Source organism: Alloyangia pacifica (genome assembly GCF_020524285.1).
GTDB classification, from domain to species: Bacteria; Pseudomonadota; Alphaproteobacteria; order Rhodobacterales; family Rhodobacteraceae; genus Salipiger; species Salipiger pacificus_B.
In genome coordinates, this window is sequence record NZ_JAIVKX010000015.1 from 106,734 (window position 1) to 128,912 (window position 22,179).

Here is a 22,179-nt window from a genome sequence, read left to right on the forward strand (position 1 = left end):
AAATCCTATCTGCCTCTACAGGAGAAGAAAAAAAGCAAGAAGAGGTGAGGGAATGGGTAAAGAGTTGCGAGGGTTTCTCTTGCGTGTTCTGGGGCGACGTCGGGTGAGCGTCGAACCGCAGATCCAGGACACATATTCCATGCTGACATGCCGCGAGACGGGGATGCAGAAGCCGTTGCTGCGCAGGCATCTGCGGGAGATTCTGGGCATGACCCCTGAAGAATACCGCAAGAAATGGCGGCTGCCGAAAGATGCTCCGCTGGTTTCGCAATCCTACCTCGACCGGCGGGAAGCCGCTCGAAACATGGAGTGGGAAGGTTAAATTGCCCAAAGGGCAAGAATCTATGTAATGTAATAGTGCAATCCCCGTCGGCGGGCGCGCCTGTTCAAGGACAGGCAAGAACGGACAGAAGTGCGTTTGGTTCCGGCGATGCGAAAGCAGAACCAACTTCGGCAGGATGAGAATTATGAGTGGACATGATGAATCTCAGGATATGGTCGCGCGGATCGTTGCGGCCTACGCGTCGAGACCGGACGTAACGCCGGATGAGATCGTGAACCTTTACCGGCGCTTGACCGGCGAGGTTCAGGACGCGCCGACGCCCGCGGGTGTCGCGGTGCCGGTGAGCGGATCCGGGCAGCGGGCGGCCGGGGCTCTGCAGCCCGCACTGCCGGTGGCGCAGGCGGTGACCGAGGAAAAGGTCTACTGCCTCTGCTGCGGGCGCGGCTTCAAGATGCTCAAACGCCACCTCGGCGCCGAGCACGGGATGACCGAGGCGCAATACCGGGCGGCCTTCAATCTCGCAGAAGACTTTCCGCTGGTCGCCCCGAGCTACTCGCGCAAGAAGGCGGCCCATGCCAAGGAGGCGGGGCTTGGAAGATATGACCGCACGGTCATGGCGGGGCAGGAGTAAGAAGGCACTATGGCACGCAGGAACGAGCAGGCCGTCATCATCAAGCGGGTCGAGGAGTCCGGGGGGCACCAGCACCACGGCGGCGCGTGGAAGGTCGCCTACGCGGACTTCATGACGGCGATGATGGCCTTCTTCCTGTTGCTGTGGATTCTCGCGGCCTCCGACGAAGAGAAGCTGCGCGGGCTCGCCGACTATTTCACGCCCTCCCTGTCCGAGGCGGGCGGCCGTGGCGAAGGGCTGCTGGACGGCATGGTGCTCGGCCAGGACGGCGTGATGAGCGGCACTGACGGGCCGCACACCCCAGTGCAACTGCCGAGCTTCGGTCAGGAGAACCCCCTCGCGGTTTTCGACAGCCGGTTGCGTGATCAAGAGTCGCGGGTTGTCGTGGAGTTCGATTCCCGCCCCGAGGGGGAGCAGGAGAGCCAGACCATCAACACTGGCGAGAACGGCGTGGCCGATGGCGTCGCCGCGGCCCAGGCCGCTGCCGACGCGGAAGCCGATGCAGAGGCTGCCGAACGCGCCGAGCAGGAGTGGGAAGACACGCAGGACCGGCTCGAGGATACGATCACCGAGCGCGTCTCCGAAGACCCGGAGCTGCAGGCGATGCAGGAGAACCTGCTGTTCGTGCGCACCGCGGACGGGCTGGAGATCCAGATCGTCGACAAGAACAGCAGTTCGATGTTTGCCACGGGAAGCGCGCGCATCGAGGCACGCACCCGCGAGCTGCTGCGCATCGTCGCCGAGGCCATCGTGGACATGCCGAACGAGATCACCATCGCCGGCCATACGGATTCGGTCCCCTATACCCGTGCGGGCACCTATTCGAACTGGGAACTCTCTGCCGACCGGGCAAACGCCACGCGCCGCGTTCTGGTCGACACCGGGGTGAACCCGGCCCGGATCACCCGGATTTCCGGGCTTGCGGATACCGCGCCGCTCGACCCCGAGCACCCGGCGGCTCCGGAGAACCGACGAATCAGCGTCACATTGCAATACTCTCAGGACATACAACCCTAAGGCGACGTTGCGGCCTTTGGGGATTTCGCTGCAATTTTCACCACATATAGTGGCGTCTTTGTCGCATGAGCCTGTATATCCACGAGATATTTGCGGCATGTTACAGGGAGTCCGAGGGTGTGGATCTGGGGGCTCGCGTGCTCCACACGCCTTCCCGGCGCCGCGAAACCCAGCAAATACGGGGCTTTCGCGGCGCGACTCGGGTTGCTGTATATGGGATACGCGAACGTCAAGCCCCCTACATCTTGATAAATGATTTACATTTGGTGGGTTTGCGAGGATCCGCGCAAAATTTACTATGATCCCCGGGGACAGATTCACTTGGGGCACGGGTAAAGCATATGCGAAGCGGGGATGTACTTCGTTTGATCTGGCGCGATGGCGTGACGCTTCCGGCGGCGCGCTTCCGGAACAGATTTCACGCCGCACTGACTTCGATTCTGCCGGTCGAGGTGGTGATCCTGGCCGCGAAGGGCGCCTGCGACCGCCCTCTCGTCATGGCCGATGAACTGGAGCTCGCGCCGGCGCTGCCGCTGGGCGATGTTCTTGTTGAGGAGCTGCCGCTCGATCTGCCTTACAGCACGATGGTCGTGTTGTTGCCCGAGAGCGATGCGCCCTTCTCCGAACTGCTCGGCGAGACGGTCGGCGAGGCGCTGCTGCTGGCGCAGAGCCTTGGCGGCGTGCCGATGGAGCACGAGACCGATGCGCTCTACATCATGGCGCATGCTGCCATGCGCCGGGCCGCGGCCCTGGGGCTGGAAGGCCATGACGTCGAGTCGCAGGGCTTCTGCCGCGGACTGGGCCGGTGCCTGTCGCGGCACTGGCTGGCCGATCGTCGCCCGCTGCTTCCGGATCCGCTGCTGTTTCGCCGCTCCGATTTCCTCTGGCAGCGCCAGCTCGCGGTCTACCTGGCCGAGCTCGATCCCGGCTTCTCGTCGCCCGACCCACTGATGGTGCCCGAGGATCTGCTGACCGTCGCGGATGCGCCGCTGCGGCTGAGCGACTGGGCCGCGCGGACCGAGACCATGCTGCGGGCTGTCATGGGCGCGCCCGAGCGCGAAGAAGCGCCGCTCGGAAGCGAAGTCGCGGCGCGGTTTAACTTTCAGTAAATCATTATATTCTTCCGATAGTTGAAGAATTGTGCTTACTTATCCTTGCAGGCAAGAATGAGTTGGGCGTTTCTTCATGATGTCCATGACGTACCAGGCAGCCATGCGCGAGCCGTTTCTGGACGTGGATCAGGAACGCAACGCCATCTGCAGCTGGCAGGATAGCGGGGATCGCAAGGCCCTTGAGTTGCTGCTGCGCTCGCATGCGCGGCAGGCGTGGTCGCAGGCGGCGCGCTTCACCGACAATCCGGTGCACCTGGAGGATCTGGCGGCCGAGGGCATCCTGGGGCTGATCAAGGCGGCCGACTGCTTCGACCGCAAGCAGGAGGTGAGGTTTTCGACCTATGCGGCCTGGTGGGTGATGAACGGTATTTCCGGCGCGCTGGCGCGGATCAAGGCGGTGATCGACATCCCGGCGCGGACCTATCTTGATGCCCACACCGGCAAGCTGTCGGACGAGGAGCGCACACGGATCCGCATGGCCACGCATGGGATGATCGCGCTCGACGGGGGCGAGGATGAAGAGGACGGGCGCCCGCGGGACATCTTGGTGTCCGGTGAACCGGGGCCGGAAGATCTGGTCACGCTGGAAAGCGAGCGTGCCATGCTGACGCGTCTTCTGGCGGAAGCGCTCGAGCCGATGACCCCGGAAGAGGCCGCTGTGATCCGCCGCCGTCGGCTGCAAGCGGATCCCGACTCCCTGGGCGCCATCGCGCGCGACCTCGGCGTATCGCAGGACCGCCTCCGCCAGGTCGAAAAACGCGCCATGCTTCGCCTGCGGCGCAACCTCATAGACAAGGGCTTCTCGCGAGCAGTGCTGACATGATCAATATACTCACCGCGCTCGGCGGGACGGCGACGGCACCCGGCGCCGCAACGGATGCGCCGGCCGAGGGGGAGACGCCCTTCGCCGGTCTTCTCGCGTTGCTGGGCGGTGCCGAAGAGCTTCCCGCCGAGGGCAGCGGCGGGGAGGCAGACGGCCTTGGTGCGCTGCTCGCGGAAGCCGAGGCGGCGCTTGCCGACCCCGATCTGTCGGAGGAGGAAATCGCCGCCATCGTCGGCCCTGTGGTCGCGCAGTTGGGGGCCGCGCTCGCGGCTGATCCGGCTCTGCTGGAAAGGGTCGACGCGCTTGTCGCTGGCCTGTCTGCGGAGTTGGTGGACGGCGAGGAGGCTGCGGCCGACTGGACCTGGCGTGATCTCTCCGAGGGGCTGGCGGATCTGCAGGGTTTGCTCGCGGGCGATGAAGAGTTGAGCGGTGACGGCGACGCATTGGCGGCGCTGTTGCAGCGGGCGGTCGCTGTTGCGGAAGATGCGGTGCGGCCCGTGGTGCCGGGTGTCGCCGGCCTGGGACAGCTGCTCTCGGCGCCCTGGACCATGCGTGAAACGGTAGAGCACGCCGAAAGCGCCGAAGTGGCCCCTCTGGGCCTGAGGTCGGTCGCCGCGGACGACGCGGCGGTAGAGGCGGATCCTGCCGTGGACGCCGCCGCGGAGACGCCCGAGCAAAGCGGCGGCAACAGGTCGGACGCACGCCCGGCCGCAGCTTTCGCCGCCGCAGCCACTGCCTCGGTCCAGCAGGGCACAGCGCAAGCCTCCGATGTGGGCGTGCCCCAACTGCAGGCTACGCCGCTTGCGCCGGTTTCGGCGACGCCTCTGGCGGCCAGCTCGATTGCGGCCGCACAGGTGGCCGGAGCTTCTCCGCAGCTGGCGGTGCAGGGGCAGGATATCCTCGGTCAGATCCGCGCCAGCGCCAGCGGCGACGGCGAAATCAACGTCGAACTCAAGCCCGAGGGATTGGGCAAGGTCGAGGTCTCGCTGAGCCCCGATGAGGCAGGCAGGCTTCAGGTCGTGGTGCGGGCAGATCACGCGGCGGTGCTGTCGTCGCTGCGTGCCGACCGCGACGGGCTTCTGGCGCTGCTGCGCGAGGCCGGCCACGCGGTCGAGGATGGCGCGCTCAGCTTCTCCGACATGGGAGCGCAGGGCGGCTCGCAGAACGGCGGACAGGACCAAGGGACTGGCCGCACGGGCGGCTTCACCACGTATGGGCGGGCCAGCACCGAGGCTCCGGGCCTCGAGGGCGCCGCCACAACGCAATCGCGCCTGCTGCCCGCGGGCAGCGTGGACATCAGCATTTGACGGAGACCCACCAGCATGGCCATTGATCCGTTCGGTACCACCGGCGTCAGCACGACGACCAGCTCTGCAAGCAGCTCGATGAGCCAGCTTTCGGAGGACTACGAGAGCTTCATCACGTTGCTCACGGCGCAGATCCAGAACCAGAACCCGCTGGAGCCGATGGACAGCACCACCTTCATCTCGCAGCTCGCGCAGCTGAGCCAGGTGGAGCAATCGGTGGCCACGAATTCCAACCTCGAGGGCATCTCGGACCAGCTCGCGTCGATGGGCGCAATCACCGGCCTGTCGCTGATCGGCCGCTCGGTGGTGACCGCGACGGATGAGGTGGCGCTGGCCGAGGACGGCGGCTCCACCGAAATGTCCTACGTGCTGGCGGGCGAGGCGGCGAGCGCCACGCTGACCGTGACCGCCGAGGATGGCACCGTGCTGCGCAGCTACACCGGTCTCGATACCAGCGCAGGCGCTCGGCACACCGTGGTCTGGGACGGGCTCGACTACGAGGGGCTGCCGCTGCCGGCTGGCAGCTATTCCATGACGCTGCAGGCGGTGGATGCCGAGGGCAACGAGGTCGCCTCGCAGACCTATGCGCCGCTCAAGGTGCAGAGCATGACCTACGAAGACGGCCTCGCCACGCTCCACCTGGAGAATGGCGAGACCGTGCTTGCGGGCCTCGTTGAGGAAATCATCTGAGCGCTCAGCTGCGCGGCACGTCGGCCTTCACGAGCGACAGGAAGAGGACTTCGGAGACATCGTCTCCGAAGTCTTTTTTCAGGTCGGCGGACAGCTCGCGGGACAGCTCGCCGGTGTCGATGTTCACCCGCTTCATGCTCGGACCGTCGGCGGCGCGGTGCATCGAGGTGAGGATCGCGTCGCGCAGGCGCGAGGCGTTCTCCGCAATGTTGAAGTTCACCGCGGTCGGCACGTCACGCATCGCCACGCCGACTTCCGACACCACGTAGGTGATGCTCTCGGCGCGGTAGACCGGCACCGAGATCTTGCCCAGCGACACGATGCTCGAGTCGTTCAGGCGATCCTGCGTCAGCACGCCGGGGGCGGCGGCGCCCGCGTCGTGCGAAATCTCGGTCTCGGGGCGCAGGGTGTTGCGCGCATGCTCGAGCGTCTGGGGCTGGGCGATCTCGCTGTCATCCTCGGGGGCGACGCGCGGCGCGGGCGGCTGGGTGCCCAGATCTTCCAGGATCAGCTCGGCCTCGGTGGGGCCGGTCTCGACCACCTTCGCTTCCACCGGTTCCGCCGCGGGAGCCAGCAACTGGCCGGCGCCGTAGCCGACGGCCCCGAAGATCAGGGGGAGGGCGGCCAGGGCGATGTATGATTTCTTCATAACGAATCCCGCAGTTTCTCTGTCAGGCTCCGTAATGACCTACGATTCTGGCGATAGTTTCTTCAAATCGGGGCGCGAATTCGGCTCAATAAGGCAGAATAACGTCCATCACGTCCTCGCCGTAGCCGCGGGTCTGCTGCCGGCTCACCGATCCGCGCCCGCCGTAAGAGATGCGCGCCTCGGCGATCTTGTCGTAGGGGATGGCATTGGTGCGGTCGATGTCCTGCGGCCGGATGATGCCGGTGACGCGCAGTTCGCGCAGCTCTTCGTTCACCTTGACCTCCTGCCGGCCGGCGACGACGAAGTTGCCGTTTGGCAGTTCCTGCACCACCAGCGCGGCCATGCGCAGGTTGATGGTTTCCTCGCGGTCGATGGAGCCGGCCCCGGAGGCGCCGGTCTGCGAGGTGATGTCGACGATGTTGTCGCCCGTCGGCAGGTCCTCGGGGCCGACGCCCGGCAGGATCTTGTCGATCTGGGTGCCGTAGCCGAAGAAGCTGGGGAAGCCCAGGGTCGAGCTGCCGCTGCGGCTGCGGTCGGATTCATTGCTCAGCGAGGCCTCGTCCTCGATCTCCACCAGGATGGTCAGGATGTCGCCGATCTGCGTTGCGCGCTGGTCGCCGAAGAAGCCCGAGGAGCCGCGTTCCCAGAGCGAGGCGCCCTCGGCGCGGTAGGGGATGCGGTCGGGCTTGGGTGGCGGCATCGGGATGTTCACGCTGCGCGCCTCGGCCAGGGTCTGCGGGTCGAGCCCCACGCGGCTGACCTCCGGCTCGCGGTCGAAGGCCGGGGTGCTGCAGCCCGCAAGCACGGCGAGGGCGGAGGCGGCCATCAGGCCATGGCGGAGCGGGGTCATCGGATCACCTCCACGAGGCCCGCCTCGCGCGCCACTGCGACGAGGGGGGTATTGCTGACGAGATTGACGATGCGGATTTCCTGCCCGCGGTGGGCATCGGAGAGCGCGCGGCCCGGGGCGGTCACCACCAGCCGGCCGTCGTCGTAGAGAATGTTCACCTTGTCGCCGCGACCAACCACCAGCGGTTGCATCACCGATTGGGTCATCACCGGCCGGCCCTGCGCCAGCATCCGCCGCACCTGCATGCCCTCCAGCTTCTCCTCGTCGACCACGGTGAAGGCGCCGACGCGGCTCAGCGGCATCTCGACGGTCTTGATGTCGGCGCCGCCGATCAGGTCGCCCGGCATCAGCCGGCGGGTGGGGACGGGCAGGCTGCGGGTGGCGATGATGAAGCCCTGGAGGCGGTGGGTCACCCCCTCGGCGGTCACCGCGTTGGCGAGGAACTGGCCGCTGTCGCGGTCCATCCAGAAGGCCGAGATGGTTTCCGCCTCGTCGATCAGCGCGCCCTTGAAGCGCACGCGCAGGTTGGCTTCGGCGGGCAGCGCCTCGGCCCAGCTCATCCGGGCCTGCTCTTCGATGAGCACGTCCGGCGCTTCGGCCTGCGCGGCAAGCGGCAGGACGATCAACGCGGCGAGAAGGGCAGCGAGGTGGCGCATCGGATCAGCGGATCTGGTTTGCGGCGGACATCATCTGGTCGGCGGTCTCGATCGCCTTGGAGTTCATCTCGTAGGCGCGCTGCGCCTGGATGAGGTCGGTAATCTGCCGGATGATGTCGACGTTGGAGCTTTCGAGATAGCCCTGGCGCAGGATGCCGACGCCCTCGTCACCCGGCACGGCAGGGATCGGATCGCCCGAGGCCACGGTGGCCTGCAGCATATTGTTGCCCAGCGGGCGCATGCCGGCGTCGTTGACGAAGGTGGTCAGGGTAAGCTGGCCGACCTCGACCGGGGTGGTGTCATTGCCCGCGTAGGCGCTGACGATGCCGGTCTCGCTGATCGAGATCGAGACCGTGTCGTCCGGCAGCACGATGCCCGGGTCGATCTCGTAGCCCTGCTCGTTGACGATCTGCCCCTCGGCGGAGAGGCGGAACGAGCCGTCGCGGGTGTAGGCCTGGGTGCCGTCGGGCATGTTCACGGTGAAGTAGCCGCGCCCGTCGATCGCCATGTCGAGCTGGTTCTCGGTCTGCGCCAGCCCGCCCTGGGTGTTGAGCCGCACGGTGCCCGCGGTGCGCACACCAAGGCCGATATCGAGGCCGGTGGGGCGGGTGTTGCCCTCTTCGGCTGTCACCGCGCCCTCGCGGGTGATGTTTTCGTAGATCAGGTCGGTGAAGCTGGCGCGCGCGGCCTTGAACCCGGTGGTGTTGGCGTTGGCGATGTTGTTGGAGATGACGTCGACGTTGGTCTGCTGCGCCATCATGCCGGTTGCGGCGATTCCGAGTGCCTTCATGGTCGTCCCTTCCTCAGCTGTTCCGGATCCGGCTCAGCATGTCCTTCTTGATCTCGTCATCCTGCTGCACCAGGTTCAGCGACTGCTGGTAGGCCTGCTGGATCTCGATCAGGCGGGTGACCTCGGTCACCGCCTGCACGTTGCTCATCTCGATCGCGCCCTGGATCACCTGGGTGCCGCTCTCGTCGGCGATCAGCGCGCCATTGCCGTCCTGCGGCACGAACATGCCGCCGCCCGAGCGCCCGAGGCTCTGGCGATCGGGCAGGGTGAACACGCCCACCTGCCCCAGCACCGCGCCCTCGGCATCCGAGATCACCCCGTCGTTCGAGATGCTGACGGTCGAGGCCTGATCCGGCGGCAGCACCATCGGCGCGCCGCCCGCATCGAGCACCTGCGCGCCGCTGGCGGTGATCACCCGGCCCTCGGCGTCGAGCACGAAGCCGCCGTCGCGGCCAAAGGCGGTCTGCCCCTGGGCGGTCTGATAGGCGAACCAGCCGTTCCCGCTCAGCGCCAGGTCGAGCGCGTTGCCGGTCGGCATGATTGCGCCCGAGCTGTTGTCCACGTAGGAGCCGCGGTCGAGCACGTAGTTGGTGCCCTCGCCGGCCAGCGCCGCGTCGTCCTCCTGCAGGTAGGTCTCGAACAGCACGCGCTCGGCCTTGAACCCCGTGGAATTGGCGTTGGCGATATTGTTCGAGGTCACGTCCATCTGCCGCTCGAGAGCGGTCAGCCGGGAAAGCGCGACGTAGATCGAATTATCCATGCAAACGGCCTGTCAATATTTGCTCGATCATTCTTTTCTTGATGATGATGCGGGTTTTGCTAAGATAACGCAAGCATAATGATGAAGAGGCAGGCGTAAGAGGTGGTTTATCCTTGTGCATTTGCGGGAGGGTCCGTGGCGATGATGGCGCTGCTTCTTCTCTCCTGTCCGGTGTCCGCCGAGCGTGCCGGGCCGGAACAGATTGCACAGATGACCCCGGCGGTGCTGTCCGAGCCTCGGGTGATCGATCCGCCCGCGCTCTATCTCGGTGTCCGGGCTGCGCAGCCGTTCCTCGAGGAGCGGGCGCATCTCATGGAGGCGGTGGTCGCGGCGGGAGATCGGCAGCCCGGGCAGGCCCGCGCCCTGACCGACCTTGCCGAGTTCTTCTTTGCCCACGCCATGGCCCCCGAGGGGCTCTCGGTTCTGAGCGCCGTGCAGGGCGAGGCCGTCCCGCCCGCGCATGCGCTGCGGGCGCAGGCCTTCGAGTTGGCGCTTGGGCTGATCGACGGGCGGGACTTGCCGCTCACCCCGCGGGCGGAGGCCTTGCTCGCTCCGGCGCATGCGGGCTGGCCGGACCAGCCGCTCTTTCTCGCCCTGTCCCATGTCCGCGACGGGCGCTGTGCCGAAGCCGCGCCCTTGCTCGCGCGGGCGGTGGCGCGTCTTGACCGCTTCCCCGCCGCTGTTCAGGCGCGGGTGCTGCCCGGCCTGCTGGAGTGTGCCATTGACGCCGGTCAGTGGCCGCTGGCGCGCGGGCTCGCGGTGTCCTTCGACGCCCATGCCGAGCTGAAGGACGGCGCCGCCTACCACTATCTGCTCGGCCAGGCGGCGGAGATGGTCGACAAGCCGCTCGCCGCCTTCGACAGCTACGCGCAGGTGCAGCGCGGACAGGACGTCTGGGCGCACCGCGCGCGGCGGGCGCTGGTGCGGCTGGGGCTCACCCATGACGCGCTGTCCACGAAGGATGCGATCCGGCTGCTCGAGCTGGAATCCGAGATGTGGCGCGGCGACGCCTCGGCGGGAGAGGTGCTCGACGAGATGGCGTCGCTGCAGGTGATCGCCGGTCGCAAGACCGACGCGATCGAGACCTACGGGCTCATCGTGTCGCGCCGCGCTGGCACCCCTCAGGCGACCGCCGCGCAGCAAAAGGCGCGGGCGCTGATCGAGGACCTTTACCGCAAGGGGGCGGAGGGGGAGATCCCGCTAGGCCGCTTCATGACGGATCACGCGCGCATCTCGCGATACTTCCGCTTCACGCAGAGTTTCGCGCTGGCCTCGGAGCTGTTTGCCGACACGTTCCGCAAGGCCGGCGCAACCAAGGTTGCCGCCGAGGAATATGCCACCACTCACGACTACCTCACGGCGGCGCAGGATCTGGGCATCACCACCGCGGACGAGGGGCAATTGGCGCGCCTCAAGGTGAAGGAAGCCGAGACCCTGCTTGCGGGCGGCCAGTTCGAGGCCCTGGGCACGCTGCTGTTGCAGCCGGTCACCCTGACGGATCCCGATCTGAAGCGGCGCTTCGATCTGGTTTCGGCCCGCTACTTCGATGAGACCGGGCAGACCGCGGAACTGCTTGCGGATGCCGGGGGAGAGGGCGCGAGCACGCAGATCCTCCGCCTCCGGGCGCTGGCGCATTTCGAGCGCGGCGAATGGGTGGCCGCAGCCGCGGCCTACGAAGAGCTGCGCGCACGGGAGGGCAGCGACATGCCGCTACCGTCGGCCATCCGCTACCTTCTGTCGGCGCACCGCAGCGGCGACAGCGCGCGGGCGGCGGAACTCGCCGAGGCCTTCCCCAGCCTGACCGAACTGCCGGGCTGGGCGGAAATCGCGCGGGGGCTGACCTCCGACGCGCCGGCGTTGTTGCCGCTGCGCGAAGAGACGGCACGGGCGCGCCTCGATAGGGCGCAGGAGACGCTGGACGGGCTGCCCGACACGGAGCGGCTCAATTGAGTGGAACATTTGGCAAGATCAGGCAAGATTCAGCGGGGCTCCGCTGAGAACTCACAAACAAAAGCGGTTTTAACCATGGTGAAATCTGGTCTTCCTATGTGACCAGTAAGCAATGGGATCCACTGCGACCAATAGGGCGAGACGGACATGAGCATTTCCAGCGCAATGGCGGCCGGGGTCAGCGGCCTCACAGCAAACTCCAATGCGGTCGAGCGCATTTCGAACAACATCGCGAATGCGGACACGACCGGCTACCGCCGGAGCTTCGCGCAGATGATCACCTCGGGATCGACCGCCGCGACCGGTGGCACCTCGGCCGGCGTGGCGACGACGATCACCCATTCCAACACCACCCAAGGCACCTTCCAGGATACCTCGGTGTCTTCGAACCTGACGATCAACGGCAGCGGCTTCTTCGTGGTCAACTCGAACATCGAGGCGGGCTACACCACAGGCAACATGTTCACCCGCGACGGCAGCTTCGCGCCGGACGAGGACGGCAACCTGGTGAACGGCGCCGGGCTCTACCTGATGGGCTTTGCCTATGATGCGAACGGCGAGCTGGGTGCGGTGGACCGTTCGAGCTTTGCCGATCTCGAGCCGATCAACATCGCCAGCCAGTCGATCAACGGCTCGGCCACCAGCGCAGTCGGCATCAGCGGCACGCTTCCGTCGCAGGAAACCGGTGTCACCGACCCGGGCAGCGCCTTCACCACCTCGGTCGAGTTCTACAACGCGCTTGGCGAGGCGGAGCGCCTGACCCTGTCGTTCCAGCCCACCGCCACCGATGACACCTGGGACGTTACCATCTCGGGCCCGGACGGCGACTACGGCTCCGTCACCATGACCTTCAACAACAGCGGCGCGGACGCGGGCTCCCCGGCGAGCTACACGAACGTCACCTCGCTGGCCGCGGCCCCCGCCGGCTTTGCCTTCGACGCCGCGACCGGGGAAATGACCCTGACCGTCAACAACGGCACCACGCCGCAGACGCTGACCATGTCGCTGGGTGCGCCCGGCGCCTTCGACGGGCTGACCCAGTTCGCCGGCGACTACACCCCGATGAACGTGGATGCCGACGGCAGCGAGAGCGGCGTTCTGACGAGCGTCGAGTTCGACGAGCAGGGCGATGTGTGGGGCGTTTTCGACAACGGCACCCGCAAGGTGCTCTACTCGGTGCCGCTGGCGACCTTCGCCAACGCCAACGGGCTCGCGACCTCGAACAACTCGACCTTCCAGGTGTCGGGCGAGTCCGGCGATTTCTACCTCGGCGCGGCGGGCACCGGCGAGACCGGCACGCTCACCTCCGGGGGAATCGAGGGCTCCAACGTCGATATCGCACAGGAGCTCACCAGCCTCATCCAGCGTCAGCGCGCCTACTCCTCGAACGCGAAGATCATCACGACCGCCGACGAGATGCTGAACGAAACCGTCAATCTCAAGCGCTGATCCCCGGGCGGAACCCCGGGTGACAGACTTGCCAGATAGGATCGCACCATGAGCCTTTCCGCGGCCCTCAACGCGGCACGCAGCGGGATGAGCGTCACCTCCCGCTGGGCGCAGACGACCTCGAACAATATCGCCAACGCCAATACCGCCTCCTATGCGCGGCGCGATCCGACCATCGTGACCGGGAGCACCGGCGGCGTGACGATCAGCGAGATCACCCAGGCGGTGAACACCTCGCTCGACAGCATGTACCGGCTCGAGGTGTCGCGCACCGCGACGCAGGACGCGGTGGCCACGGGCCTGTCGCTCTACACGTCGAAGCTCGGCGACACGCAGAGCGACGTCACGCTGCTCACCCAGCTGACCGACTTCCAGAACTCGCTGAGCCTGATGGTCGCCAGCCCCTCCGACAGCTCGCTGCAACAGGGGGCGGTCACCGATGCGCAGGAGCTCGCACAGTCGCTGAATACCGCGTCGAACGACCTGGTCGATGCGCGTGAGAACGCGCTGTCGGCGGCCCGGAACGACATCTCGAGCATCAACGATACGCTCGCCGATCTGGCCGACATGAATGAGCAACTGGCCAGCGGCAAGCTCAGCGAAAGCCAGAAGCTGGCGCTCGGAGACGAGATTACCGCCGCGCTCGACGGACTCGCCGAGAAGATCGACTTCACCATGCGGACCGACTCCAAGGGGCGCATGGAGATCTACACCACCGGCGGCACCGCACTGCTGCAGGGCGAGACCGCCGAGACGATCAGCTTCGACGCGCAGACCGGCGTGCTGAGCGCGGGCGGCGTCGACATCACCCCGGGCGTGTCGGGGGTGCGCGGCATTTCCGAGGGCTCGCTGGCCGGCCAGGTCACCCTCTACAACGACATCATCCCCGAGATGAGCGCCCAGCTCGACGAGGTGGCGCGGGCGCTGATCAGCGTCTTCGAAGAATCCGACGCCTCGCTGACCGCTGGTGAGGCAGGCCTGTTCACCGACGGGGGCGCCGCGCTGACCGATCCCGTCGCCGCGGGGCTCGCCGCCCGGATCGCGGTGAACAGCGCCGCGGTGCCCGACGAAGGGGGCTCTGCCTGGCGCATCCGCGACGGCATGTCGGCGACCGTGCAAGGCGACAGCAACGAGACCACCCAGCTCAATGCCTTCGTCGATGCCATGTCGACGCAGACCAGTTTCGATGGCGCGCTCGGTCTGGGCGAGAGCGCCACGCTCTCGGACTACATGTCGGCGCTGATCACCAGCCAGAACACCACCCGCGCCAGCGCCGAGACCGAGGCCGAGACAAGTGCCGCGGCAGCGATGACCGTGCAGGAAACCCGATTGGGCTTCATGGGGGTCAACGTCGATGACGAGCTGCAGCAGCTCGTGGCCATCGAGCAGGCCTATTCCGCCAACGCGCAGGTCATGACCACGGTCATGTCCATGCTCGACACGCTGCTCGAATCCTTCTGATCCCGGAGCCCACATGATCTATCTCAGCAAAGGCCCCTCGACGCTCTACTCGAGCCTCCTGCGCCGGAACCAGAACGCGGACCTGTCGAACGAGCTGTCGCGCGCCGAGCAGGAACTCTCCACCGGCTACAAGAGCGACATCTACAAGTCGATCGGTCTTGGTGCCAGCGAAGCGCTCGCGCTTAACGCGCGGCTCGAGCGGGACGAGGCGCAATCGGCGGCCAACTCGCTGATGCTGTCGCGGCTCGACATGATGACCGAGAGCATGGGCGCAATGCGCGAGTCGGTGCAGGAGGCGCTCGACATGGCGGTCGCCAACTCCGAGTACTCGGCGAACGGGGTCTCGGGGGTCCAGGTCGCGGCGCGGGCGGCGCTCGATGCGCTGATCGGTCAGGCCGGGCAGTCCTACGCCGGCATGGGGCTATTTTCCGGGACGGTGAACACGCCCAATACCCTGCAGCCCTGGGAGACGGCGCAATCCGACAGCAGCCTGTCTCCGGCAGATGTGTTCACGAACCTGCTGTCCGGCGGGCTCAACTCCGCAGCTGATGCCGATGCCGTGTTGGCCGAGCTTGATGCGATCTTCTCCGACAGCGCCACCGATCCGGACACCAACTTCGAGTCGCTGTTCTACAACGGATCGGTCGGAAACGAGCGCCAGCGTGCGAACCTCGGGGATGGGGTCAGCGTTGCCTACGGCGTTCAGGCGAATGACGAGTCGTTCCGTCAGGTGCTCAAGGGCCTGGCCATGCTGGTCGCGCAGGATCCGGCAGATATCGGGGACAGCGAAGCCTATACGACCTGGATGGGCGCCGCCGTGGAGGCGCTCTCGGAAGGCATGACGGGGCTGCTGGATGCGGAGCTTCGGGTCTCCAACGTCGCGTCGCGCCTCGAGACGGAGAACGAACAGATCGCGGATCGCGCGGTGCTCTACAAGACGCGACTGCTGGATCTCGACGGGGTGGACGCCTACGAGGCGGCGAGCAACGTCACCTCGCTGCAGGCGCAGCTGGAGGCGAGCTATACCGTCACCTCGCGCCTATCCCAGCTTAGCTTTCTGAACTACATGTGACGTGCTGGCGAGGCTGAGGCGCGGTGCCTCGGCCTCCTGGCTGACTTGCGCGCCGGGCGCCAGCTTGTAGCCGCGGCCGCGGATCGTGCGGATGTGCGGATCCGAAGAGGGCGACATTTCCTCGATCTTCTTGCGGATGCGGCAGATGTAGACGTCGATCACCTTGTCGAAGGGCTGATCCTCGGCCATCCCGTAGACCGCATCGTAGATCACCGATTTCGGCACCACGCGCGGCGCGGCCAGTGCGATCTGCTGGAAGATCGCCAGCTCGCGCTGCGACAGGCGCATGGCCGTGCCTGCCACGTCCGGATCGCGGCCGTCGAAATAGGCCGTGATGTCGCCGATCTGCACCGAGCCCGCCGCGTGCCCGTGGAAGCGCCGGGTGATGGCATTCACCCGCGAACGCAGCTCGGGGCCGGTGAGCGGGCCGACGATATCGTCATCGGCTCCGGCATCCAGGGCCTCCATGGCGGCTTCTGGGTCGCGCTGGTCGCGCAGCACCAGGATCGGGTTGCGGCAGCCGGACTTGCGCAGGCGGAAGATGTGCTCGACCGTGCGCGGCTGCTCCGAAAGCAGGACCGGCCTGTCCGCGTAGCCGTCGCCGCTCAGCAGGCCCAGTTCGCGTTCGAAGAAGTCGTCGCCGACCGCGACCGTCTGCCATTGCGCGGCGTCCAGTTCGGACAGCAGCCCGCTGAAGGCATTCGAACGGGGCTCGTAAAGATAGATATGCACACTGCTCTCCCGATGGCCGGACGACACGCATTATCCATGACTGGATCGCCTTATCATGAGGAGTATTTTTCCAGCGGTCAAGCAATACACAAGGATAGCATGATTAGTTTGGAGAATGTCGTTGAAGAAATTGGCGATACGGTGTTTAATTCTTGAAACACAGGACCGCACCCAGGGAGTCCCATGCGTATCGCAGCCTGTCTCGGCGCCGCTATCGTGGCGCTCTTCGCGGCGTTCCCCGCGTCGTCGGATGTCCGGATCAAGGATATCGCGACCTTCGAGGGCGTGCGGGAAAACCAGCTTGTCGGCTATGGTCTCGTGGTCGGGCTCAACGGCACCGGCGACAGCCTGCGCAACAGCCCGTTCACCGAGAAGAGCATCGAGGCGATGCTCGAGCGTCTCGGCGTAGGCAACATGTCCGACGACCAGATCAAGACCAGCAACACCGCCGCCGTCATGGTCACCGCCATGCTGCCGCCCTTCGCACGGCTCGGCTCGCCGATCGACGTGGTGGTGTCCTCGCTCGGCGATGCCACCTCGCTGCGCGGCGGCACGCTGATCGTAACCCCGCTGACCGGCGCCGATGGCGAGGTCTATGCGGTGGCGCAGGGGCCGATCGCGGTGGCGGGCTACGCGGCGCAGGGCATGGCGGCCTCGGTGGTCGAGGGCGTTCCGACCGTGGCGCGGATCGAGAACGGCGCGACGGTGGAGAACGAGGTCGAGTTCTCGCTGTCCTCGCTGGCCTCCGTCCGGATCGCGCTGCGCAATCCCGACTTCACCACCGCGACCCGCATGGCCGATGCGATCAACAAGCGCATGGGCAGCAACACCGCCACGGCGCTCGATCCCGGCACGGTCGAGGTCGCCTTGCATGGCGCGGGCAAGGGTGACGTGGCGGGCATCTTGTCGGACGTCGAGAATATCCGCGTCGATCCGGATGCGGTCGCCAAGGTGGTGATCGACGCGCGTTCGGGGACCATCGTCATCGGCGAGGACGTCCGCATCGACCGCGTCGCGGTCAGCCAGGGCGGGCTCACGGTCATGGTGCGCGAGGATCCCGAGGTCAGCCAGCCCGAGCCGATCACCATCGGCGGCACCACCGTCGTCGTGCCGCGCACCACGGTGGGCGTCGACGAGCAGGAAACCCATTTCACCATCCTCGAGGGCGCGGACGTCAGCCTGCAGCGGCTGGTCGATGCGCTCAACGCCATCGGGCTCACCGCGACGCAGACCATATCGATCCTGCAGGCGATCAAGGCCGCGGGAGCGCTGCATGCCGATCTCGAGATCATCTAGAGGAGAGACCCGATGGACGTGAAGACCTCCATGGCCGCCTTGCAGGTCACCGGTGCGCAGATCGCCCAGCCCGGCGCCGTGGCGCCGGGCGCCCCGGCCAGCCCGGCAAGGGAATTCGAGGCGATGTTCCTCACCGAGATGGTCAACGAAATGCTGAGCGAGGTCGACCTCGGGGATTTCGGCGGTGGCAAGGCCGAGGAGCACTGGCGCTACTTTCTCGCCGAGGCCTTCGGCAATGAGCTGGCAGAGCAGGGCGGCGCGGGCATCGCGCGCAACCTGGAACAGGCGATGTCGGCCTATGGAGCCGCAAGCCGTGGAGACAAGACATGACCGAGATGACCCGCCCCCGCGCCCATGCGCTGATCGACCGCCTGTCGCGCCTGCTGCGCGAGGAGATTGCCGTGATCGGCAAGGGCGAACTGGCGCGCGTGGAGGAACTCTTTCCGCGCAAGCAGGAGCTGCTGGCCGAGATCGAGGCCGCCTTTGCCGACCCCGAGCCGCTGCTCGGCGGCGAGGATCCGGCGGCGGCGAAGCTGCGCCAGAGCCTGTCCGAGCTGCGCGAGCTGATTCACGGCGACCTCGCATTGCTGCGCCGGATGACCGAGGCGACCGGCGCGGTGGCGAAAGAGATCGACCGGATCCGCGAGCGCCAGAGTTTGCGCGGCGTTTATGGCAAGGATGGCACGAAATCGACACAATGCGTGACCCAGGCGCAACGCTACGATCAGTCGGTTTAGCGTTAACCTCTCTTTAACCTCTGGTTCCAATCTCTCGTGATACGGATACCCCACGGCAGGACCGTTTTCGCCAGAAAGGCGAAGCACAACGATAGAAATCGGAGCAGATACAATGTCTTCCATCAATACCAATGCAAGCGCGATGAACGCGCTGTCGACCCTCCGCGGCATCAACAAGCAGCTTGAGGAAACCCAGGGCCGCATCTCGACCGGCCTCAAGGTCGAGTCGGCAAAAGACAACGCATCGTACTTCCAAATCTCGGAAACGATGTCCGGCGACTCGTCGATGTACAAGGCCATCAATGAAGGCCTGACACTGACCAAGAACTCGATCGCCACCGCGCGCCTTGGCGCCGAGAGCTTCCAAGATCTTTCTCAGCAGTTCCAAGAACGTGTTGCATTCGCCCAGGGCGCAAAAGGCGGCTATCAAGAAGTCGAAGATGAACTCAATGAGCTCATCAAAGAGATGGAAACCACCATCACCCAATCGACCTTCAATGGCGATGACATGGTGAACGCGGCCAACGCAGACACCATCGCGGCCTCGACCATCGACGGGACGACCGGTGTCGTCACCCCGACAGCAACGACTACTTCAACGCGCAATGTGGTTACCGGTGTCTCTCGTGCCTCGGGCTCGCTCGAAGTCACGACCACCGCAGTCGATACGGTTGACCTCGCCTCTACGCTGGCGGACTTCAAAGCGATTGCAACCGGGTTTGCAGCCAATGCAGAGGCTGCGACCGGCGAGACCTTCCTGAGTGGGGCACTAAAATCGGCGGAAGCGGCACTTAGCCTTGCCACTGATTCTGCGACCGCTTTGGGGCTCGCAGAAGCAACTATCGAGGGTCAGCAAGAATTCCTGACCGCCGTGGCCGACAACATCGACTCCGGCGTGGGCGCAATGATCGACGCGGACATGGAAGAGGAAGCGGCGCGTCTGCAGGCGCTGCAGGTTCAGCAGCAGCTGGCCACGCAGTCGTTGTCGATCGCCAACTCCGCACCGCAGAACATTCTGTCGCTGTTCCAGTAATTTCTCTGGAAGTGACAGAACGTCTGATGGCATAAGGAGGGGGCGCCATGGGCGCCCCCTTTCCGTCGGAGCATCGGACAAACCGGGCCCGGTTTACAGTCACCCCGCAACACGTCGGGGGAGCAGAGGCAGGAACGGCAATGAGCATCTCCGCATACAAACGCACGATCCGCGAAAGCGAGTCCCCGCGCCAGATCGAGGCCCGCGTCTTCGCCCGCGTCACCGGCGCGCTGCAGCAGCATTCCGAGGCCTGGACGGCCAACTCCGAGAAATCCGCGCGGCTCGCGGTGCTTTCCGGCGGGCTGCGCGAGGCGGTGGCGCAGAACCAGAAGCTCTGGGGGCAGTTGCGCGACGACCTCGCAAGCTCGCGCAACGCGCTGCCCGAGGCGCTGCGCGCCAACCTTCTGTCGATCTCGCTCTGGGTCGACCGCACGAGCAACACGGTCCTTGGCGGCGGCCCCGGCCTGCCGGCGCTGATCGACGTGAACCAGAACATTCTCGCCGGGCTCGCCGCTGCCCGCCCGGCCTCGACAGGCATGGCTCAAGATGGCGCTCAATCTTACTCTCAAGCCCTTTGAACGGATCGTCGTCAACGGCTGCATGATGCGCAACGGCGGGCGCAAGACCACGCTCACCGTCGAGAACCGCGCCGACATCATCCGCGAGACTGATCTGCTGAAGCCCGAGGCCGCCGCGACACCGGTACGCGCGGCCTATTTCCTGATCCAGAGCGCGCTGGTCTACCCGGACCGCCGCGACGCGCTGACCAAATCCGCGCAGCAACAACTGGCGAAACTTGCCACAGTGTTCACGCCGGAGCTGGCGGCCCATGTGTTCGAAGCCGCGAATAATGTCAGCCAGCGTGAATATTTTACCGCGCTGCGCGAGCTGCGTCCTTTGATGAAGCGGGAACTCGAAGTGCTGGGACCCGCAGGTCTCGACCCGACATCCCCCGACGATCTGCCGAGGATACCAACATGATCTCCGTTTCGGGCCTTTCCACCGGCCTTGCCCTGCGCATCGTCGATGCGACCGAGGACAAGGAGCACGAGCTGATCCAGGAGGAGGCCGAGCACAAGCGGGCCATCGACTACTTCATGGAGAACATCGAGAGCGTCGAGACGGTCGACGACCTGATGGCGGACTACAAGCTCTACAGCTTCGTGATGAAGGCCTATGACCTAGAGGACCAGATCTTCGGCAAGGCGATGATGGAGAAGATCCTCAAGAGCAACATCGAGGAAGATGACGCGCTGGTGAACAAGCTCACCGACGACCGCTTCGAGACCTTCTACAACGCCATGGGCTTCAGCGAGGATGGCATGGCCAACCTCAACACCGTCGACGCCGACTGGAAGGCGACGATCGTCGCGGCCTATGTCGACACGACCTACGTCAACGCCAAGGCCGAGGACAACGAGGCATTGGGCATGGCGCTCGAATTCCGCCGCAAGGCCGCAAACGTGACCAGCGCCTATGATCTTCTGGCCGACGCGGACATGGCGCAGTTCATCCGCACCGCGCTCGGTCTGCCCGACGAGATCGCCAGCGGCGACATCGACAAGCAGGCCGCGCTGCTCGCCTCGCGCGTCGACATCGAGATGCTGAGCGATCCCGACTACGTCGAGACCCTGGTGAAGAAATACGCCGCGATCAGCGATGCCACCAGCGATCTGAGCTCGACCAACGCCGCGGTGCAGCTGATGACCAGCGCCGCCAGCGGCTCGTCGGGCAGCTTCGTGCCGGTGACCATCGACATCGAGGCGATCCAGGGGTTCAGCGGCTACCGCGTTCGCTGATCCCCCGGGGTCGCCCGTCAGTACATCTCGTCCTCGTCGTCGCCGAGCGGCAGGCTGATCTGGTCCTCGTCCGCGAGCGTGCGGGCGTAATCGAGCATCAGCGCCTGCGCCGAGGTCACCTCGCGGCGGCGCACCGGCCCCATGGTCTCCATCTCCTCGATCAGCATGTCGCGCGAGCGGCCCGGAAGCGCGGCGAGGAAGGCATCGCGCGCATCCTGGCTGGCGCCGCGCAGCGCCGTGGGCAGCGTGTTGCCGGGTACCCCGCGCATGATCCGCGCCAGGTCCATCGGCTCCAGTTTCACCAGATCTTCGAAGGTGAACATCTTCGCCTTGATCGCGGCGAAGGCGTCGGGGATCGAGGTCTCGAGCGCCGGCGCCATGGCATCGAAGGCGCCCCGGTCGAGCTTGTTGAACAGATCCGCCATGCGCTGGTGCTGCTCGGCTGCGGTAGGCTGGGCGCCGGCGTTGATGATGTCGCTCTGCAGCGATTCCTCGATCTGGCGCATCATGTGATGCGGCACCGCCTCCATGCGGATCATCCGCTCGACGACGCTATTCATCTTCTCCGGCCCCAGCAGCGGCAGCACCTTGGCCACCACGTCGGTCTTCACGTTGGTGAGGATCGCCGCGATGGTCTGGTCGTGCTCGCCCTTGAGGTAGTTGGCAATGACATTCTCGGACAGGCCACTGAACCGGGCCCAGAGATCGCGCTCCTTCAGCGGGCCGCGGATGTCCTTGAGGATGGCCTCGACCTGCTCGCCGGGCAGCAGCGAGCGCAGCAGGCTCTCGGCCACGGCAAAGGAGCCGACCACGCCGCCGCCGTTGGTCATGTCCTCGACGAAATCCGACAGTACCTGCTCGACGGTCTCGGCCGAGATCGAGCCGAGACCCGACATGGCGCGGGTGACGCGCTGGATCTCGTCGTCGTCGAGCTGCTGCATCAGCGCCGAGCCCCGCTTCTCGCCAAGGCAGAGGAACAGGATCGCGGCCTTCTGCGGGCCGGTGAGCTTGCGCCGCGGCGCCTGCGGGGCAGGGTCGCTCGTCGTGGTACGTTGGACGTTCGCTACAGCCATCTGGCGGCT

General features: G+C 65.9%; 25 protein-coding genes. 18 read left to right on the forward strand and 7 right to left on the reverse strand.

Annotation, left to right across the window (positions count from 1 at the left end):
* The first annotated feature begins 52 nt into the window (after window positions 1-52).
* The 7 genes from LC039_RS19270 to LC039_RS19300 all read left to right on the forward strand — a co-directional run bounded on the left by LC039_RS19270 (window position 53) and on the right by LC039_RS19300 (window position 5,863).
* A complete protein-coding gene (locus LC039_RS19270) occupies window positions 53-322 on the forward strand; it encodes a MucR family transcriptional regulator (protein WP_226627469.1) in 270 nt (89 codons plus the stop codon).
* Between the two features lie 145 nt (window positions 323-467).
* Window positions 468-914: a MucR family transcriptional regulator gene (locus LC039_RS19275; protein WP_226627471.1), complete on the forward strand. Its 447-nt coding sequence runs from the start codon at window positions 468-470 to the stop codon at window positions 912-914.
* 9 nt (window positions 915-923) lie between these two features.
* Window positions 924-1,931, forward strand: a complete 1,008-nt coding sequence (locus LC039_RS19280; protein ID WP_226627473.1) for a flagellar motor protein MotB — start codon at window positions 924-926, stop codon at window positions 1,929-1,931.
* A gap of 365 nt (window positions 1,932-2,296) precedes the next feature.
* A complete protein-coding gene (locus tag LC039_RS19285) occupies window positions 2,297-3,040 on the forward strand; it encodes a hypothetical protein (RefSeq protein WP_226627475.1) in 744 nt (247 codons plus the stop codon).
* Between the two features lie 85 nt (window positions 3,041-3,125).
* Window positions 3,126-3,866 (forward strand): sigma-70 family RNA polymerase sigma factor, encoded by a 741-nt coding sequence (locus LC039_RS19290; protein ID WP_226627477.1) that lies wholly within the window; start codon window positions 3,126-3,128, stop codon window positions 3,864-3,866.
* Window positions 3,863-5,173, forward strand: coding sequence for a flagellar hook-length control protein FliK (locus tag LC039_RS19295; protein ID WP_226627479.1), 1,311 nt, complete (start codon window positions 3,863-3,865; stop codon window positions 5,171-5,173). Before LC039_RS19290 ends, LC039_RS19295 begins: the two co-directional genes overlap by 4 nt.
* Window positions 5,174-5,188: 15 nt before the next feature.
* On the forward strand, window positions 5,189-5,863 hold the full coding sequence (locus tag LC039_RS19300; RefSeq protein WP_226627480.1) for a flagellar hook assembly protein FlgD: 675 nt from the start codon (window positions 5,189-5,191) through the stop codon (window positions 5,861-5,863).
* Window positions 5,864-5,867: 4 nt separating this feature from the next.
* Here LC039_RS19300 and LC039_RS19305 read toward each other — a convergent pair whose 3' ends face one another.
* From LC039_RS19305 to flgF, 5 genes are all read right to left on the reverse strand, one after another.
* Window positions 5,868-6,512 (reverse strand): hypothetical protein, encoded by a 645-nt coding sequence (locus LC039_RS19305; protein ID WP_226627482.1) that lies wholly within the window; start codon window positions 6,510-6,512, stop codon window positions 5,868-5,870.
* A gap of 85 nt (window positions 6,513-6,597) precedes the next feature.
* Window positions 6,598-7,362, reverse strand: a complete 765-nt coding sequence (gene flgH / locus LC039_RS19310; protein ID WP_226627484.1) for a flagellar basal body L-ring protein FlgH — start codon at window positions 7,360-7,362, stop codon at window positions 6,598-6,600.
* Window positions 7,359-8,018 carry a flagellar basal body P-ring formation chaperone FlgA gene (gene flgA, locus LC039_RS19315; RefSeq protein WP_226627486.1) on the reverse strand — a complete coding sequence of 220 codons (660 nt, stop codon included), beginning with the start codon at window positions 8,016-8,018 and terminating at the stop codon, window positions 7,359-7,361. The genes flgH and flgA overlap by 4 nt, the downstream gene beginning before the upstream one ends.
* Before the next feature lie 4 nt (window positions 8,019-8,022).
* Window positions 8,023-8,808 (reverse strand): flagellar basal-body rod protein FlgG, encoded by a 786-nt coding sequence (flgG, locus tag LC039_RS19320; protein ID WP_226627488.1) that lies wholly within the window; start codon window positions 8,806-8,808, stop codon window positions 8,023-8,025.
* A gap of 13 nt (window positions 8,809-8,821) precedes the next feature.
* A complete protein-coding gene (gene flgF, locus LC039_RS19325) occupies window positions 8,822-9,568 on the reverse strand; it encodes a flagellar basal-body rod protein FlgF (protein WP_226627490.1) in 747 nt (248 codons plus the stop codon).
* A 144-nt stretch (window positions 9,569-9,712) separates the two neighbouring features.
* Here flgF and LC039_RS19330 point away from each other — a divergent pair, with 144 nt between their 5' ends.
* The 4 genes from LC039_RS19330 (at window position 9,713) to LC039_RS19345 (ending at window position 15,500) form a co-directional block, all read left to right on the forward strand.
* Entirely contained in the window at window positions 9,713-11,518 is a 1,806-nt protein-coding gene (locus tag LC039_RS19330) for a hypothetical protein (RefSeq protein ID WP_226627491.1), read from the forward strand.
* Window positions 11,519-11,665: 147 nt separating this feature from the next.
* A complete protein-coding gene (locus LC039_RS19335) occupies window positions 11,666-12,967 on the forward strand; it encodes a flagellar hook protein FlgE (protein ID WP_226627493.1) in 1,302 nt (433 codons plus the stop codon).
* A gap of 48 nt (window positions 12,968-13,015) precedes the next feature.
* Complete coding sequence (flgK, locus tag LC039_RS19340) at window positions 13,016-14,428, forward strand: flagellar hook-associated protein FlgK (protein ID WP_226627495.1); 1,413 nt, start codon at window positions 13,016-13,018, stop codon at window positions 14,426-14,428.
* A gap of 13 nt (window positions 14,429-14,441) precedes the next feature.
* The gene (locus LC039_RS19345) at window positions 14,442-15,500 is read left to right on the forward strand and encodes a flagellin (RefSeq protein ID WP_226627497.1); all 1,059 of its coding nucleotides are present in this window, start codon (window positions 14,442-14,444) and stop codon (window positions 15,498-15,500) included.
* Here the strand turns inward: LC039_RS19345 and LC039_RS19350 are convergent.
* Window positions 15,468-16,232, reverse strand: coding sequence for a response regulator transcription factor (locus tag LC039_RS19350; protein ID WP_226627499.1), 765 nt, complete (start codon window positions 16,230-16,232; stop codon window positions 15,468-15,470). The two genes, LC039_RS19345 and LC039_RS19350, sit on opposite strands and share 33 nt — an antisense overlap.
* Before the next feature lie 183 nt (window positions 16,233-16,415).
* On the opposite strand from LC039_RS19350, the gene LC039_RS19355 reads away from it, so the two are divergent.
* From LC039_RS19355 to LC039_RS19385, 7 genes are all read left to right on the forward strand, one after another.
* The gene (locus LC039_RS19355) at window positions 16,416-17,528 is read left to right on the forward strand and encodes a flagellar basal body P-ring protein FlgI (protein WP_226627500.1); all 1,113 of its coding nucleotides are present in this window, start codon (window positions 16,416-16,418) and stop codon (window positions 17,526-17,528) included.
* Between the two features lie 12 nt (window positions 17,529-17,540).
* On the forward strand, window positions 17,541-17,858 hold the full coding sequence (locus tag LC039_RS19360; protein ID WP_226627502.1) for a hypothetical protein: 318 nt from the start codon (window positions 17,541-17,543) through the stop codon (window positions 17,856-17,858).
* Window positions 17,855-18,265, forward strand: a complete 411-nt coding sequence (locus LC039_RS19365; protein WP_226627504.1) for a flagellar protein FlgN — start codon at window positions 17,855-17,857, stop codon at window positions 18,263-18,265. Before LC039_RS19360 ends, LC039_RS19365 begins: the two co-directional genes overlap by 4 nt.
* 112 nt (window positions 18,266-18,377) lie before the next feature.
* Window positions 18,378-19,298, forward strand: a complete 921-nt coding sequence (locus LC039_RS19370; RefSeq protein ID WP_226627505.1) for a flagellin — start codon at window positions 18,378-18,380, stop codon at window positions 19,296-19,298.
* Between the two features lie 140 nt (window positions 19,299-19,438).
* The gene (gene flaF / locus LC039_RS19375; RefSeq protein ID WP_226627507.1) at window positions 19,439-19,876 is read left to right on the forward strand and encodes a flagellar biosynthesis regulator FlaF; all 438 of its coding nucleotides are present in this window, start codon (window positions 19,439-19,441) and stop codon (window positions 19,874-19,876) included.
* Window positions 19,845-20,279, forward strand: coding sequence for a flagellar biosynthesis repressor FlbT (locus LC039_RS19380; protein ID WP_226627509.1), 435 nt, complete (start codon window positions 19,845-19,847; stop codon window positions 20,277-20,279). The genes flaF and LC039_RS19380 overlap by 32 nt, the downstream gene beginning before the upstream one ends.
* A complete protein-coding gene (locus tag LC039_RS19385) occupies window positions 20,276-21,097 on the forward strand; it encodes a DUF1217 domain-containing protein (protein WP_226627511.1) in 822 nt (273 codons plus the stop codon). The genes LC039_RS19380 and LC039_RS19385 overlap by 4 nt, the downstream gene beginning before the upstream one ends.
* 17 nt (window positions 21,098-21,114) lie before the next feature.
* On the opposite strand, the gene LC039_RS19390 is transcribed toward LC039_RS19385, so the two are convergent.
* Window positions 21,115-22,170 carry a flagellar motor switch protein FliG gene (locus LC039_RS19390; RefSeq protein WP_226627513.1) on the reverse strand — a complete coding sequence of 352 codons (1,056 nt, stop codon included), beginning with the start codon at window positions 22,168-22,170 and terminating at the stop codon, window positions 21,115-21,117.
* Window positions 22,171-22,179: the final 9 nt, after the last annotated feature.